Consider the following 15,825-nt stretch of genomic DNA (forward strand, 5'->3'; position numbering starts at 1 on the left):
AAGTAATTATAAGTAATCAGATACTTCATTGTTTTTTGCCCAGCCTGCCATATTTTTCAAAAAGCTGGTTTTGCTATATATTACTTTTAGAATTTGGTAAATTATCATTGCAATTTTATAGTGTTTGTGCATTTAGGGTAATTAGTGCAACCTAAAAAACTGCTATACTTCCCGGTCCTTTTTGTCATAAAACCACTTTTACAGCCCGGACAAAGGACAGAATTCTCTAAAATTTCTATGTTATTAAAAGTCTGATTACAACTCGGATAATGTGAACAGCCCAAAAACTGATTTCTTTTGACCGGATTATCTCTGATTACAAGATGTCCTGTTTGACAATAGGGGCAATTCGTTTTACTCAGTTTTTCATCGTTTGTTGTGAACAAATACTCATTGTCTTTTATTAATTCCTCAGCAAACAAAGAAATGTCAGTCGGAACTAGTAATATCGCTTCGTTTTTTGTTCTTGTTAGTGCTACATAAAACAATCTTCGTTCTTCCGCAAAACGAAATTCTTCATCATCGCTGAGTAATAATGATAACATGGGATCGTCAGTCATTTTGTTCGGAAAACCCAGCAAGTGATTTTTAAGGTTTAAGATAATTACATTGTCAGCTTCTAAGCCTTTTGATTTGTGTACTGTTATGAATTTAATATCTATGTCCTCAAAGCCCTGTATTTCTAACTTATCGCTGCGTTCGTAATATTTTATTTTACTGTTAGGCTTGAGCTTGATAAATTCATTGATGTCAAAACTATGACGTCCTAAAACCAAAATAGGCTTGTTGCCATTTTTGTCTATCAGGGATTGAATTTCATTTATGAAGACCTCTTCGGCATTATTGGGAGAATAATAAACCAATCTGATTGGGTTTTCCAAAGGTTCTTTTTTAGATTTTGGATTTTTTTGGATTTGTTTTTTGTTCTTTTGGATGTACTTGGAAGTTATGTCAATAAGCGATTGTGAATTGCGGTAGGTTTGTTCAATAAACAATTGCTCGTGCTTACCCACATAGTTGCCAAAATTGCTAAACAATGAAATGTCACTCCCCGCAAAACGATAAATGGATTGCCAATCGTCACCAACGCAAATTAATCGAGCACCAGATAATTCCCGAATTTCTTTGATTAAATTAAAACGGGAATAGGATATGTCCTGGTATTCATCAATTATGATGTGCTGATAGGTGTATGTTGGCCTTTTTTCCTTTATGAGGTCCGTTGCCTGATTGATCATATCATTAAAATCAATCTCACCGGATTCTTTGAGTGTATCGTCGTATTTTTTTAGGATTTGAAGCGCAAATTTCATGAAGATTTTTTGTCTTTCGAACATAAAATCATTTCTTGTTTTATGACTGTCTAAAAACAACCGGGTTATCTCATCGTAATTTAATTGTCTGGATTTGCTAAGGTTGATGAAAGTCTCCACCAGACTCCTTATTTCTTTTCCGAATTCTTTATCGTTGCTGGTAACTTTAGCATAGATTGATTTTACTTCTCTCGGCTTAAAAACCACCTTTTCGTTTTTAAGCATTTCTTCCAGTTTATCCAGCAAACCATTGTTGCGGTTGTAATAGGAATAAGTTTCTAAAAGTTTGGTATTGTAGATCTTATGGGTTTCTCTTTTTAACTCCATCTCTTCCACATATTTTTCTTCATTTAATGGTGTTAGCAATTTGTTATGGTTATTTTCGTCAACACCAAAATGCTCTAAATAGATATCGTATTCTTTCAGATAAAAATCGGGTCGATACATGACGTCTCCATAAGGGTACGGTTTTTCATAATCGTATTCTATACCGTTTAGATATAAAAAGTTGGCAATGGTAAGTTCTTCGACACTTTTTACCTTTTCACCTTGAATGGTATCAAGCGATGTCGCAGCCACTTTGTTTAAGGGTTCCGATTCGCATTTGGACTTTAAGGTTTGAAAATCAATTCCTTTTTCAGTGTCTAATTTCTCTCCAAGCGAATCGTAACTCTCGGGCTCTCCGGGGATATTCATGTAACAGGCCACGTATTTGATGTAAGCTTCCAAAGCTTCCGCATCATTAAAGATTTCTTTTTCCAAATACTCTTTGACTACGTTTGATAAAGTATTGGCATTGGTTACGGCAGGAAGTGTTGCTTGGTATTTCTTTATGGTATCGTATCCCAGTTTATGGAAGGTAGTGGCTCGTGTGGTAAGACCAATGTTCTTGAGCCGTTCATTTAATTCATCGACCGTCTTTTTTGTAAATGACAACAGTAAAATGTTTTCGGGGTTTACCTTTTTCTGTTCTATGAGGTATTTTACTTTTCCCAGTATTGTCAGGGTTTTTCCTGAGCCGGCACCGGCAATAATGAGGTTTGAATATTCGTCTGTTATGAGTGCTGTTCGTTGTTGGTCATCTAATTTTTTGCCTTCAATGTCGTCAAAATACAGGTTTAGTTTTTCCTTTTGTGATTGCACGTAGTTTTTGTTGTAGTTTGAGATGTAGTTGTTGAAGTCCTGATAGATGTCATTGAATTGCTGTACCTTTTCTTCTTTGCTGTAAAAATCAGATTTGTTTTTGAAAAACTTTCCCACTTCAGCAAACTGATTTTTTATTTGGTCACGTTGCACCCAAGTAATGTAGTCGTCAAATCGTTGTATGGTATCGAAAAACAAGGAAATTTGTTGTAGGTTCGATAGGTACTTAGTGTTTTGGTATTTTTTCTTTTCTACTGATTGTCGGTAAAGAACCAGCAAACTAATAATTATAGTAGAAGCTATTATCAGAATCACTATCATGTTTCATCTTATATCTTTAATTTTTGATTATAATTTATTGTAATTATCTATGTATTAATTGCTAACATTCCTCAACTTAACATTGGTTTCGAAACGTTTATTTTCTTTTAAAGATAAAAATTATTGTGAAATCAGAACTTGAACTTACTACAAAACTCTCAATTATTAATAAACTATCTTTGACTAAGTTTCAAGGTCATTTACTAATATTCCCTGTAGTGAAAAGATCATGTTTGTGCCATGTCTTTCTACATTTTTTTTACCTTCTTTACTTTCAATTTGTTTTGTAAAAACTGATTCTAACCTTAATATGAATTCCCTCAACTCTTCAATTAATTTATCTAAGCACACAGATAAAACATCAAAATTATTTCCTTTTCGTTCAATTGAATTTAGCATAATGTTTTCTATTTCTTTTCCAGAAGATTTGCCCGGAGATATCGATATTTTAAGACCGTCATGATGAGTGAAAGACCCTGCAGATAGTATATTTAAATTGCATAAATTACTGTTTGGTAGGTTGTGTCTCCAAGATAATGAACCATAAATTGGCAAATTTTTCAACATAAAAACTTCTTCTACTCTTTCATCAAGATGTTGATTTGTATTTCGTATTTTTTTTGCTTTCTTAATTTCAATTAAAGTTGAATTATCAGCTTCGTTAAAATGTCTTGAAATTAAATTTAAAAAAATAGTTGAACTATTAATAATTGACCAAGCATCACAAAAAATTTCAGAATATAAAGTTTTGTCATAATGAAGTTTGTCTTCAAAAATAGACAGTTTAGAGTAAAGACGATTATAAGACAAATCACAAATATCAATACTGTAAGTGATTGCATTGAATATTGATGTTTGCTTTGCGTTCAGCTTTTTTGGAGGTAATCTTAAATATGAATTTTCGTCTATTGTCATAAGATTCAATAATTTTTGCAATACGTTCCACGGCTTTTCAACAGTAGAGAGACGTTTAATGATTAAATGTTAACAAAAATACAAGTCTATTAATTTCCCGCGAATAAAATAGGAGCAGAGCCATTTCTCAAAATCGTTTTAAAGTCGGAATCTTTATATATATTCCGACATTTCTTCAATCAATAAAATGAGCTTATTTATTGTGTCCAAGTTATTGTGTCGAAAATCAATGGAGTTTTTTAAAATTCTTATGGTGTGTTTTCTCGAGTTGTGTGTTATTCGTGTATCTTTTGATGGGTCGTAATTAAATCCTCCGTGCTCAAGACTCTTATATATAACTCTTTTTGGGAATGGTTGATTGAGTTCAATTTCTATATACTCTCCATAGGGAAGTTGTATTTTAATTTCATATGCTTTGCCATGTTCGGGTTCAACAGTGTAAAGTTTTATTGCTCTTTTTAATTTTTCTTTTGTTTTTGGATGCATTATGATTTGTATTAGAATATGTTTATTGGTTGTATTTTTCTTAGCTTGTTCATAGTAGGCTAGATGTTTAATGATTAATTGTAAATGTAAACAAAAATTCCAATCTAGTCCTTTCCGTTAGAGAGGACAGATGAGAAGTTATTGCACAAAACACTTGTTATATACCATTTTTTATTCTTGTTATTATTCGTTCATAATAACTCATTCTGTTTTTGCCTTGTAATTTTTCTGAATATGTTTCAACTCCATTAACATTAAACATTTCAAGTTTATGTTGGGAGTCTTTTTCATATTTCTTTGGGTAGAAGTATATAATTCTATTCGTGATTGGGAATCTATTTTCTGCAATGACTCTGGCTCTATATGTCAATAACCACCATAAATGCATTTCTACAAAATCAAGATTTAAACCAAAAATGTATATGTCATGTGTGAAGAAAAAATCAATCCAACTTTCATAATTTAGATTGCCATTTTTTATTCTTTTACCAATAGGAAGAAAGTCTTTCTTTTTGTAAATTCCTTTTGTGCCACTTGCAACATAATTTCTCATTTGTTGAAGAAATCCACTATAATGTTCATATCCTAATGTGATTGTATTAGGAACAGTTTGACTTCCATGAATATGCCAAATTTTATGGTTTTTAGTTTTGTGATATCTAAACATGTTATATGAGCTTTCTTTTATGAAACCATTATTTTGACATTTTTTTGGATCCAAATTTGCAGTTTTCTCAAAAGATAAATCATAATTTGTTGTCAAAATATTTTCAATACCTAATTCTAAAATTAGCTGATGTAATTTATTTGGGTTTAGTTTACGAGTGTTTGAAGCAATGTATTTTTTTAATCTACTTTCGGGAGTATTGTGTGCTCTGCGAGAATTAAGATAAATTTCTTCGTACAGCATTGGAAAAGGTTTATTTATTTGATTTATTTTTTTGTCAATTTTGGCATATGCTAATAAACCATTAATCAAATCATTCCAAGAGTAACTTTCCGTTGCATTATTAATGTCATTTCCAACAAGGATAACTTTTTTATTCATATTGTATTCTTTAAAAAGATTGATAACGCACTGTAGCTATGCTGTTGTGACGAAGCCGGCGTATTTATTATTTTATCTGTACTCAATTTTGATCTCGAGGTTATTAAAAATTAAGCTTTTTCGTGGAGAAACAAACTTGGCATATAATCCAACTATTGCTTCAAATCTTTTTTACCAGCTAGCTTTTATTTAGGGTTTACAAATTATATGTACTCCTATTCCATTTTCTTGGCAACTGTTAATTAAACTCGATAATAACCAAAGTATCTGAATTACTTGATTCTTCTCCGTAAATATGGTGTTTGATTTTAATTTATTCAAGCGATCATGTAATTCACTTTTTGAAATGAAGTTTAGCACTAAAGTAATTTCTCTTTTTAGATTGGGATTTAAAAGAAGCTTTTTATATGATTTAATTCCATCAGAAATATTGCTGCCCCTTCTCAATCTTTCTATTTGTGTATCAGTACTATTAATTTTGAATTTTTTGGTCCAATGAACTGCTTTAGTATTTAATTGCTCATCAGATGGAGTCATATTCGCAATATTTTTCAAAGCTTGGCCTACAATATCGTGAAAGCTACTTGCTGAAAATAAACTATCACTATGTTTCGCATGGATAAAATTTAAGGTATTGTCTTTTAAAGAGATATAGTCTGCCCACTCATTTCCTAAATCGTCCAAAAAAGAGAAGTCAGATGTATTTATAATATCACTTTCTATGAAATTGAAAATACTGTCTGTAGAAAAATTTACTGAAGCATTTGTAAAGCTTCCTTTTTCACTAGAAACTCTATTCATTTTAGTTTGACCTTCAAAAGCTTCTATAAAACTATCAATGTAGTTGATTAATTTATTGTCTTGGAATAATTTTCTATTTGTGTAAACAAGGCTTAAATCTTCAAAATTGATAATAAAATCATTATGATAGTTGAAATATTTTAAAATATTAATTTCTTTTCCACTATCAAATACTATGAACAAATTTGATAATTTTTCTGAATAGATAGTTATTGATTTTTTATTTAAATTAAGCTTGAGATCATTTGCAAATTTATTTTTCAAAAAATATATTGGAGTTGTTCCGGCATATATAATTTCAGCATCTAAAACATTTTTTAGTGATGATAAAATGTTTTTCCATGGAATAATTCTTTTTTGAGGACCAATTCTATACTCACATATTTGAGCCTTTCCAGATTCTAAATCTTCGTGTAATTTTCTAAGATTAAAAAGAATTGATATAGGAACTAAATCATCTTTGTTCCCTTCATAATCTATAGCTTTTGCAAATACATCCAAAAATGAATTCGCGTGAATATGAGTTCTAATTTTTTCTATTACTTCTAAGGCCCATTCAAATAAATCATCCAAATACTTTTTCTCTCCAAATTTTGTTATACGTGATGTATTAAAAGCTATCGATGTTTTTTCATCATCATTATTTACACGTAAAGAACTTAAAACATATCTTCCTGCTCCATAAGGGGAAAAAGATTTTTTCAAATCAAGAGCTTCAACAGTCTTACCTCTAATAGAATCTTGAGCAATACTTGTATTATTAAGGGAAAACTTTTCTAATGAAGTTGTAGCATTCACAAATATTGTATTCAATATAGAATAATCAATCACAAGTAGTCCATCGTACAATAATTTGTCAACTCCTGAAATATTTTTACGAGATATGAAAACGTAATCTTTAAAGTCAACGATTAAGAGATAAGCAAGCTTTTGTTCACGCCATCTTGGCGAAATTTCTTCGTCTATAAATGTTGGTAAGTATTCTAATTTAAATATACAGATTGAAAATTGTAATTCTTGTCCATGAACTTTTTTTGATATCTTACGTTCGTTTAGTAAATATTTACCCAACTTTTCTTTTGAGGCTTCTGTAAAAATTTCTAGAATATGTGAATGTGAAAAAAATTTACCTTTTGTTTCTTTTTTGTAGAAATAGGCATTTTCATTTAAAATGACGTGTTCAAGAATAGCATTAGGCATATCTATATATTTTGAGATTCGATAAAAAATATTAATTTAAATCATTGTAAGTTTATGGAAAATCTTTGGTATGTTAAAACTTGTAGGTAGGTTTTAAATACATTCTAATTTACGTGCTTTTTTACTTTTTCGACTGTTGATTTTGATGTACTTTCTTTATGTTTAGTTATCTTATTTCTGATATATTCTTCTGTAGTGATTAAGGATATATGAAGCAGGACTTGATATAATTTTATGTCTTTAACTCTGTGAATAATGTTAATTATTTGGAAGTACAGAGTGGATATCGTTCAAGTTAGGAGTATTATTTCTTCTTAGGTACTGATGGTTTTAAAGAAGGGGTGTTACCAGGAGTATTTTTATTGTCACGTTGACGTTTGTCTGGTTTGCCAGTTGATGTAGCTATTCTTTTTGGTCCGGGTTTGAGTGCCATAATGCAAATTATTAGTTTTATAATAATTGATATGGCAATTTATTTTAATCTATTCAGATAATTTTACGGGAATCCGTAATTATTTTAATTTTTAAATTAGACTAAAATACCATATAACGTTTTGCAACTTTGCAACAGTTACAACTGTTTAAGAAAAATGAATTAAGTAGAGAAATGGTTTTTGAAAACCGTCAAGTTTCCGGCGGTACTGTTACCAGCTATTAAGCAAAAAAACTTTTAGTGGTAGTCATTATTTCATTTTTACTTTCCAAATTAATATTCGAGTTTCAATTTTTATCTTTTTGCCAACAACTTTTTCATTGAAGATTAGCTTAGATTTAATTTTCGATTTGTGTGTTAGAAATTTCGAAGTAAACCTTGAATCAAGTTCCCCAGATGTCAATTTGCTAATTTCTTCAATAGTCGAATTATCTATTTCGTAGCTTGAAGGAAACCGTCCCAAAGCTTTTGATCTTAAGCGATGACCAAGCATTTTGTCGTCAGCGACACAAATAAAATATGCTTCTCTATTTGAATAATGCGCTTCTAAAGCCAACCTAAGCATATCGTTAATCATTTTAATTGTTCGCTCTGTTACATTTATTCCGCTTTCGTCGTTACTGTTTTGTCTGAATAATGCAAATTCGATGCAAAAGTTGATTCCTTTTTCGTTGACGATTAAATCCAACATAGGTTTTTCTTTTCTTTTGCTCTTTAAGTTACCTCTTAAATTATAAGCATCTTTATTCATTGCGTATTCTAACTGAACTTGCCAAGGCTGAAATTTCATTATTTCTGTGAGTGCTGAAAAGAAATCATATCTAACTGAGTCTTCTCCAAAATTTAGTAATGGATAAAGATTGCATCTTTGGTCAAAAAGTTCTTTAAAGCGTGTAATTACTTTTTCGGTCATATTTTATAAGGAAGTACTGAGTTATTACCGCTAAAGTTTCGCGACTTTACACAGTTGCGTGACGTTAATGATTACTTGCAAAAGTAAACAAAAATCCCAACTGAGTAGTTTCTCGGAAGAAAACAAGATAGGATTTATTGCATAAAACTGTTGTTATCTCTTCTGTTTTCTTCGCTTTTTTCTATTTCCAATATCTTGTTTACTTTCAGAAGTTTACTTTCTTTTCGTTCGTGATATTTTCTTTTGAGTAAGTTTATAATTTTTGTTGAACTCCATGACATGAATAATATTATGTTATAAAGAATTACAATTGAATAATATAATGCAAAACCAGTTGCAATTACAGTTAATATAATTAATGCGGTTACACCTTTATTTTTTCCACGACCGTAACCACTCCGGAAAGTTAGTCCGGGAATTCCCGTTCTAATTGAAAATCCTTTTGAGCCGATTGATCCATATTTTGTTCTGTAGCTACTTGATATACTAGTACCACTAAAATTTAGTCCAAAGCCTTTATTGCCTCCAACTCTTTTATAGTAACGTAGTCCCATAATCAATCTGTTAGCAAAAATATAGTTGCTAAAAATAGTATTGGTATTAATAATGCTACTAGACAACCGTTTCCTTTAGATGAAAACTTTTTTGAACGATGAGTTGTATGATGACCTTGAACATATGTTCCATCTTTTTTATAATAACCTTTTCTCCAAGCCATAATTGTTTATTTAAAGAGATTATAACTTTTAAAATTCGGGGTCCAAAACTATCACATAACGTTCCGCGGCTTGGCTAATTAGCGGCTTGCGAGACGATTATTTTCTGTTAAAGATAGAAGTTTTTCGGAAACGGAAAGAACAAAAACCAGCTAGTTTGCCAAACCGCTGTTAGCGGCTGTCGTTTTTTTGTAAACATTTATGTCATTCATTTTAACACCTTTTCTAAGTTGAGCAAAACTATCATTTAATTTGATTCCAACGGATTTGGATAAAAAGTTAATTTTTTGAACAACTAAATTTATTTTCATATCGGTAACTCCAACTTCTATTGCTTCTTCCAAAGGTTTGACACCTCCTTTTCCGTCATCAATTCTATGAATGTTTACAAATGCTTCATTTGCTTTTTTATATCGCAATGATTTTTCATATAAAGTTTTTATATAATGTTCTGAAGCACGATGATTGAAATTAATTGTATCTGTTGAGTTTAAGAATTGTAAAATATTAAGTTGATTAATGCTTTCAAGATGATTTAGTTCAACTACAGTTTCTTTTTTATTGCCAACCTTGTATACATCCGCGTCGTAAACTAATAACATATATTTATCATTAAGTGGTAAAAACATTTGTAAGCCCATTGAACCATAACCACGTTGACTAACAAAATTCCATTTTCTTTTTTCTAAAAACTGATTATAAATAGCAAGTGGATTATCTGAAATGATAAAAGGCTTTTCAGTTACATTTTTTAATAACTTGTATTTTAAATCTATCACATTTGGAACAATTTCTACAGCACTTATTAGCGATTTAATTTTGCCTCTTTCACTTTGAAGTTCTTTAAAGACAGTCACTAAATCAGTAGGAACATTATTTCCTGTAATACTTGATTTTGTATTTTTGATTAACTTTTCAAAGTCTTGTAGTAAATTGAATCTGATTGGATTTCTCAAGTCAAGTACAATTAAGAAATGTAACATTTCAAGTTGAGTTATACTTTCGTATTTTGGCAGTTGTTCATTTTCCCACATGGCTCTAAAAATTGGAGCAGATTTAGTTTCTAATTCTGATAGCCAAGTTTCTAAATCTCCTGATTTTCCATACAAATAATCACCACAAAGTTGAGTGCGTATTGGAGCAGATGGTATAAAAACGTTATTGTTTACGTTGAACATACCAATGGTTTTTCCATTGTTGTTAAAGGAAAAATATCTTTGGAAAAATTGGGGAACAAAATGTTGGATTTTGGTTTTGCCTATTTTCTCGTCCATGATGAAGTGTTATTTTGAACCGGCGCCACGATTACCGCTAACGTTTCGCGGCTTGACGCAGTAGTGAAGCCAGCGAACTGATTATTTTCTGTTAAAGATAGAATTTTTTCGTGAAGAAAAAACGTCAGGGTAACGAAGCAAACCAACTATTGCTTCAAACCGCTGTTACCGGCAGTTTAGGATTTATTTCTTTTAATCCGTTGTCTTTGCAAATCAAATAGATTGTTAAACTCCTTCATCATTTCGTCTAAATTGTTTTTCTCTTTAACTGGTAATTCAGGATGCTTATCTGGATGGAATGTGTTTGAAATTTTATTTATTTTTTTCTTTAATTCTTTATCATTCCAAGTAGACTCAATATTGAAATTCGAATTTTCATTATTTAATTTGTGGTTATGAATTTCGTCATTTGGGATTTGCTTATCCACTTTAATTGTCTCATATGGAAATTTGTTCGGCGCTTTAATTTTGATCTTCAATCGGCGATTCAAATTAAACTGTGTAGAAACATAATTGTTTTTAATGTCTAACCAAGTAAGCTTTTTTGAAAATGCGTCATAAAATAAATCAGCGTCTCCGATATGACAGTTTAAAAAATCTAAACACAAAGTATCTTTTAAGTTTTCTTTTGAAGTAGGTTTTTCACCATGTTTAGAAAATATATCTTCAACTTTGTAAGTTTCAAATTCAGATTCTGTGTAATTGATTACTGTTGATGCTCCCAGCCAAGTAAGCAGTTTTACACATTGTTTATACAAATCACTGTCTTTTCCTTTCCATTCAAGTTTTGATTGAAATAATAGTGATTTACTTTCTGTTCTTCCATTTCTAGTCAAGTTAAGTTCAAAAATTCCGTCAGCACCTAGTTTCTTCTCAGTTGAATTTTTTCCTCGTCCACCAAATTTTTTGTAATCTATCGACCATTTCCAGATGCCACCAATTTCACTATCTTGAACTTCAACATTTTGTTCATCTATTTTCATTAGTCCAAAAAGGTGACCTGTCATTACGTCTTCGTCTTCGTAAGCTGAACTAAATCCTTTAACAGCTCGATTAATAGAAGCTTCTAAATGTTCTCGAATTGATTTTTTTACTTCTTCAGGAATGTAAATTTTTCCTACCATAAGGATGTGTTTAAATTGCCGGTAACTAGTAAATATATTCAAATATATGTATTTCTTTACTTTTTCCTACTTTTCCAACTGTCATTTTTAAAGTAGTTGCGTTTATGTTCGTATACTTTACCACGGATGTAAGCACCAATTATAGCAACCGGAATTACTAACAGAATTTCATACCATTTCATGTCTTTATATTTTAATGAGGTTAAAATAAGAATGGTAATCATGAAGGACTATGCAAATCAGGATTAATTGATGGTGCAAAGGCATAAAAAAAGATGCCGAAGCATCTTTTAGTGTGGTATTATTGGTAAAAAAAGCATTAAAGATTAATTAGTTTAAAAAACTCTGAAAGCTTTAAGTTTCTAGCTTCGCAAATTTTACTTAATGTATACAATGTAATATTGTATTCCTTATCATTATATATTCTTCTAGCTGTTTTTTCATCAATATTGTGAGATAAAGCAAACTGAGTTTTAGCTTGCTCATCGCCAATCCATTCTTTGGCAATGTAATCACATATTTTTCTACTTAAATCAGCCATATACATACAAAATAAGATGTAAAATCTTAATTTTAATCGGACAGCCGTCCGATTATCAAAAACAATTATTATATTTGTATCAGAATTTTTACATTTGCGATTCTTCAAATAACAATATTGAAGCATTCGCTTTGAATCCCGCACTAGAAAACTGGTAATTTTTGCAACGGGAAGATAAGTGCCAATGCTCACGCTCTAGGGCGTGGGCTCACTTATTGTTGCAGGGTATGCCAGTACCTCTAGTGCAGTAAGCTGAGTTCCATGCCTTTTTTTATGCGCTACACTTTCCTTTAGATTCTCTGCGTTTTTACTTCTTTTTTGATTTGCTGAGTTGCGTGTTAAAAGTTCTCGATACATCCGCCCAAGCGGACACTCGAACTGACGATAGTACTAACTCAAAAGTAAAGCCTATGGTATAAACAACACAACGAACTTCAAACACAAACAAACAAAAAGGCCCTCTGCATCTTCTTGGCGGTTGAACAGAGGACCGGTAGACAAACAAAACAAATGTTTCATTTAACCAAACCAATATTATGAATAAAAATTGTATTGGCAAAGGGAGGTGGCTATTTGCTATCCTACTTTGTCTTTATTTTCAAATTGCTTTTTCTCATGGAAGCAAGAAGCAAGAGGCAAGAAACAAGATAACTTTCAGCGGTCAGCAGTCAGCCATTAGCCAAACTACTCAACAGCAAATATATGGTATCGTAAGTGATGCCAATGGTGTGCTTCCAGGTGTTACAATTGCTATTAAAGGCACGAATACCAGTACCATAACAGATAATTTAGGTAAGTACTCAATTAAAGCTAATGAAGGTGATGTACTGGTATTTACTTTTATCGGTTATGCAACAGTGGCAGTAACGGTGGATAGCCGCAGTGTATATGATGTGACTATGCAGGAGGATGCTACTACCTTGAAAGAAGTGACCGTGAATGCAGGTTACTATAAAGTGAAGGACAAAGAACGGACGGGGAGTATAGCCAAAATTACTTCAAAGGAGCTAGAGCAGCAACCTGTGACCAATGTGCTAGCAGCTATGCAAGGCCGGATGGCGGGGGTGAATATTACCCAGACCAGTGGAGTGCCCGGTGGCGGGTTTGAAATCAAAATAAGAGGGCAGAACAGTTTGCGGGCGGAGGGTAACAGTCCGCTTTACCTTATAGACGGCGTTCCGTATTCGAGTGAAGCGATTGGAAATTCAAGGACTACAAGCATTATGCCCACGGTGGCTAATCCGCTTAGCAGCATTAACCCATCAGATATTGAAAGCATAGAAGTTTTAAAGGATGCAGACGCTACGGCCATTTATGGCTCGCGAGGAGCCAATGGTGTAGTCCTTATCACCACCAAAAAAGGGAAGCAGGGTAAAACCCGGTACACTGTGAACGTATCACAAGGGACAGCCAAAGCCACCAAGTTTATGAAGCTGCTGAATACCGAACAATATATCGCCATGCGGAATGAAGCTTTGACCAATGACGGCGTAAGCCCGGGTTTTTCGGATTATGATGTTAATGGAAGGTGGGATCAGCACCGCTATACTGACTGGCAAAAGGAGTTGTTGGGTGGTACTGTGAGCTATAGGGATGCCAATGCATCGGTAAGCGGCGGAACTATTCATACACAATTTTTGGTAAGCGGAACGTTTCACGATGAGACTACGGTGTTTCCCGGTGACTATGGGTATAAACGTGGCGTGTTGAGAAGTAATATCAATCATGCATCTGAAAACAATAAGTTCAGAATTTCATTATCAACAGGATACACCGTGCAGGACAATAACCAACCGGCCGTTGACTTAAGCCGAACAGCCATGCTACTGGCACCCAATGCACCGGCTCTTTATAACGCCGATGGCAGCCTAAACTGGGAAGGAAGCACATGGGTAAATCCTTTGGCGGGACTTGATGCTAAATATAAAACGAAAACCCATGATTTTATTACCAATTCGACACTTAGTTATAGTATTCTTAAAGAATTGGAAGTGAAGTCGAGTTTTGGAATAACCGATACTAGGCATGATGAAGTACGGATTACACCATCAACAATATATGACCCTGCTTATAATGCGGGTCCTCAATTTTCCTCGTTACTAATTAATACTGTGTCACGACGTTCCTGGATTGCGGAGCCACAGATAAGCTGGTTGAAACAATGGAACTATGGAAAAACAGAGTTGCTTGCCGGTGGGACATTTCAGCAACAAAAGGACAGTAAGCTTTTGCTAAGCGGTGATGGATTTGCAAGCAACAGTTTACTGGAGAACCTTGCTTCCGCCTTTGCTGTAAGGACAATACAAGACCAGCAAACGGATTATAAATATCAAGCCTTTTTTGGCCGGTTTAATTATTCCTATAAAGACAAATACCTCCTGAACCTTACGGCACGACGAGATGGTTCGAGTCGTTTTGGACCCGGAAAGCAGTTCGCTACGTTTGGGGCTGTAGGAGCCGCCTGGCTCTTTGGAAACGAAGCTTTTAATGCATCCAAAAAAGTATTGAGTTTCGGGAAACTCAGGGGCAGTTACGGGACTACCGGAAATGACCTGATTGGAGATTACCAGTTTCTGGATACTTTTCTTTCCTCGGGTATTAGCTATAATGGTGTGATAGGATTGCAGCCCACCCGATTGTACAATCCGAATTTTGGATGGGAAACCAATAAAAAGTTTGAAGTTGCTATAGAAGCAGGCTTTTTTAAAGACCGTATATTCCTGACTGTAGGGTGGTACCGTAATCGTTCCTCCAGCCAACTTGTGGGTATTCCGATGCCTGCGACAACAGGATTTCCGATGCTTACAGGAAATCTTGATGCCACGGTTCAAAATAGCGGAACCGAGATAACACTCAGAACCGTGAATTTTCAGCAAGGAAACTTTAGCTGGATTACCAATTTCAATATATCTTTTTCGAAAAACAAACTGCTGTCGTTTCCGAATTTGGAGAGTTCGACCTATAGCAATCAGTTTGTAATAGGGGAGGCGCTGAATATACAGAAGGTATATCACTACACCGGGCTGGACCCGCAGACGGGAATTTTTACTTTTGAAGATATGGATGGTGACGGTATGCTGACCCCACTGGACAAACAGGTGGTAAAGGACTTTAACCCGAGCTTTTTTGGTGGATTGAGCAACCAGTTCAACTATAAGCGATGGCAGCTGGACTTTATGCTACAGTTTGTAAAACAACGTAACTACACCTCTGCAATAATGACCGGTGTTCCCGGTGCCAAAGGCAATCAACCCGTTGAAGTACTTCAGCATTGGCAGGCCCCGGGTGATACGGCAGGCAATCAAATTTATACTGCGGGTTACAATGGAGCAGCTGTAGATGCTTATTACAATTATTATGAAAGTGATGGTGTAATTGGTGACGCATCTTATGTGCGGCTTAAGAATGTAGCGTTATCCTATAAAGTTCCTGAAAAATGGCTTTTCGGAGCCAGCTGCAAAGTTAGTCTGGAAGGCCAAAATCTCCTGACTTTCACTTCGTACAAAGGGCGCGACCCTGAATTCTCTACTTATGGCTACCTGCCTCCGCTGAAGATATTTACCGCTGGTCTGCAATTCACATTTTAATACTTAACAA

The 15,825-nt window shown here is 33.5% G+C and carries 12 protein-coding genes; 1 reads left to right on the forward strand and 11 read right to left on the reverse strand.

The window, feature by feature from the left end:
- Positions 1 to 104 precede the first annotated feature (104 nt).
- The 11 genes from ACSVH6_RS04705 to ACSVH6_RS04755 all read right to left on the reverse strand — a co-directional run bounded on the left by ACSVH6_RS04705 (position 105) and on the right by ACSVH6_RS04755 (position 12,228).
- On the reverse strand, positions 105 to 2,777 hold the full coding sequence (locus ACSVH6_RS04705) for a UvrD-helicase domain-containing protein (protein ID WP_438076073.1): 2,673 nt from the start codon (positions 2,775 to 2,777) through the stop codon (positions 105 to 107).
- Positions 2,778 to 2,960: 183 nt separating this feature from the next.
- Positions 2,961 to 3,692, reverse strand: a complete 732-nt coding sequence (locus ACSVH6_RS04710; RefSeq protein WP_438076074.1) for a hypothetical protein — start codon at positions 3,690 to 3,692, stop codon at positions 2,961 to 2,963.
- Between the two features lie 153 nt (positions 3,693 to 3,845).
- The gene (locus ACSVH6_RS04715; RefSeq protein ID WP_438076076.1) at positions 3,846 to 4,178 is read right to left on the reverse strand and encodes a hypothetical protein; all 333 of its coding nucleotides are present in this window, start codon (positions 4,176 to 4,178) and stop codon (positions 3,846 to 3,848) included.
- Between the two features lie 157 nt (positions 4,179 to 4,335).
- Positions 4,336 to 5,226 carry an SIR2 family protein gene (locus ACSVH6_RS04720; protein WP_438076078.1) on the reverse strand — a complete coding sequence of 297 codons (891 nt, stop codon included), beginning with the start codon at positions 5,224 to 5,226 and terminating at the stop codon, positions 4,336 to 4,338.
- Between the two features lie 189 nt (positions 5,227 to 5,415).
- Positions 5,416 to 7,227: a hypothetical protein gene (locus ACSVH6_RS04725; protein WP_438076080.1), complete on the reverse strand. Its 1,812-nt coding sequence runs from the start codon at positions 7,225 to 7,227 to the stop codon at positions 5,416 to 5,418.
- A gap of 683 nt (positions 7,228 to 7,910) precedes the next feature.
- Positions 7,911 to 8,573, reverse strand: a complete 663-nt coding sequence (locus tag ACSVH6_RS04730; protein ID WP_438076082.1) for a hypothetical protein — start codon at positions 8,571 to 8,573, stop codon at positions 7,911 to 7,913.
- 134 nt (positions 8,574 to 8,707) lie between these two features.
- On the reverse strand, positions 8,708 to 9,127 hold the full coding sequence (locus ACSVH6_RS04735; RefSeq protein ID WP_438076084.1) for a hypothetical protein: 420 nt from the start codon (positions 9,125 to 9,127) through the stop codon (positions 8,708 to 8,710).
- Between the two features lie 314 nt (positions 9,128 to 9,441).
- A complete protein-coding gene (locus ACSVH6_RS04740; RefSeq protein ID WP_438076086.1) occupies positions 9,442 to 10,563 on the reverse strand; it encodes a DUF4238 domain-containing protein in 1,122 nt (373 codons plus the stop codon).
- A 176-nt stretch (positions 10,564 to 10,739) separates the two neighbouring features.
- Positions 10,740 to 11,687 carry a hypothetical protein gene (locus tag ACSVH6_RS04745; protein WP_438076087.1) on the reverse strand — a complete coding sequence of 316 codons (948 nt, stop codon included), beginning with the start codon at positions 11,685 to 11,687 and terminating at the stop codon, positions 10,740 to 10,742.
- 56 nt (positions 11,688 to 11,743) lie between these two features.
- Positions 11,744 to 11,869: a hypothetical protein gene (locus tag ACSVH6_RS04750; RefSeq protein WP_438076089.1), complete on the reverse strand. Its 126-nt coding sequence runs from the start codon at positions 11,867 to 11,869 to the stop codon at positions 11,744 to 11,746.
- A gap of 137 nt (positions 11,870 to 12,006) precedes the next feature.
- Positions 12,007 to 12,228, reverse strand: coding sequence for a helix-turn-helix domain-containing protein (locus ACSVH6_RS04755; RefSeq protein ID WP_438076091.1), 222 nt, complete (start codon positions 12,226 to 12,228; stop codon positions 12,007 to 12,009).
- Positions 12,229 to 12,764: 536 nt separating this feature from the next.
- Between ACSVH6_RS04755 and ACSVH6_RS04760 the strand changes: the two genes are divergently transcribed.
- Complete coding sequence (locus tag ACSVH6_RS04760) at positions 12,765 to 15,815, forward strand: SusC/RagA family TonB-linked outer membrane protein (RefSeq protein WP_438076092.1); 3,051 nt, start codon at positions 12,765 to 12,767, stop codon at positions 15,813 to 15,815.
- Positions 15,816 to 15,825 lie beyond the last annotated feature (10 nt).

The organism is Flavobacterium sp. XGLA_31, from assembly GCF_051547105.1.
GTDB lineage: Bacteria > Bacteroidota > Bacteroidia > Flavobacteriales > Flavobacteriaceae > Flavobacterium.

What these genes read in the sequence shown, in the direction of transcription:
- ACSVH6_RS04705 (WP_438076073.1), bottom strand. Translation starts at nt 2,777, where the DNA reads ATGATAGTGATTCTGATAATAGCTTCTACTATAATTATTAGTTTGCTG.
- ACSVH6_RS04710 (WP_438076074.1), bottom strand. Translation starts at nt 3,692, where the DNA reads ATGACAATAGACGAAAATTCATATTTAAGATTACCTCCAAAAAAGCTG.
- ACSVH6_RS04715 (WP_438076076.1), bottom strand. Translation starts at nt 4,178, where the DNA reads ATGCATCCAAAAACAAAAGAAAAATTAAAAAGAGCAATAAAACTTTAC.
- ACSVH6_RS04720 (WP_438076078.1), bottom strand. Translation starts at nt 5,226, where the DNA reads ATGAATAAAAAAGTTATCCTTGTTGGAAATGACATTAATAATGCAACG.
- ACSVH6_RS04725 (WP_438076080.1), bottom strand. Translation starts at nt 7,227, where the DNA reads ATGCCTAATGCTATTCTTGAACACGTCATTTTAAATGAAAATGCCTAT.
- ACSVH6_RS04730 (WP_438076082.1), bottom strand. Translation starts at nt 8,573, where the DNA reads ATGACCGAAAAAGTAATTACACGCTTTAAAGAACTTTTTGACCAAAGA.
- ACSVH6_RS04735 (WP_438076084.1), bottom strand. Translation starts at nt 9,127, where the DNA reads ATGGGACTACGTTACTATAAAAGAGTTGGAGGCAATAAAGGCTTTGGA.
- ACSVH6_RS04740 (WP_438076086.1), bottom strand. Translation starts at nt 10,563, where the DNA reads ATGGACGAGAAAATAGGCAAAACCAAAATCCAACATTTTGTTCCCCAA.
- ACSVH6_RS04745 (WP_438076087.1), bottom strand. Translation starts at nt 11,687, where the DNA reads ATGGTAGGAAAAATTTACATTCCTGAAGAAGTAAAAAAATCAATTCGA.
- ACSVH6_RS04750 (WP_438076089.1), bottom strand. Translation starts at nt 11,869, where the DNA reads ATGAAATGGTATGAAATTCTGTTAGTAATTCCGGTTGCTATAATTGGT.
- ACSVH6_RS04755 (WP_438076091.1), bottom strand. Translation starts at nt 12,228, where the DNA reads ATGGCTGATTTAAGTAGAAAAATATGTGATTACATTGCCAAAGAATGG.
- ACSVH6_RS04760 (WP_438076092.1), top strand. Translation starts at nt 12,765, where the DNA reads ATGAATAAAAATTGTATTGGCAAAGGGAGGTGGCTATTTGCTATCCTA.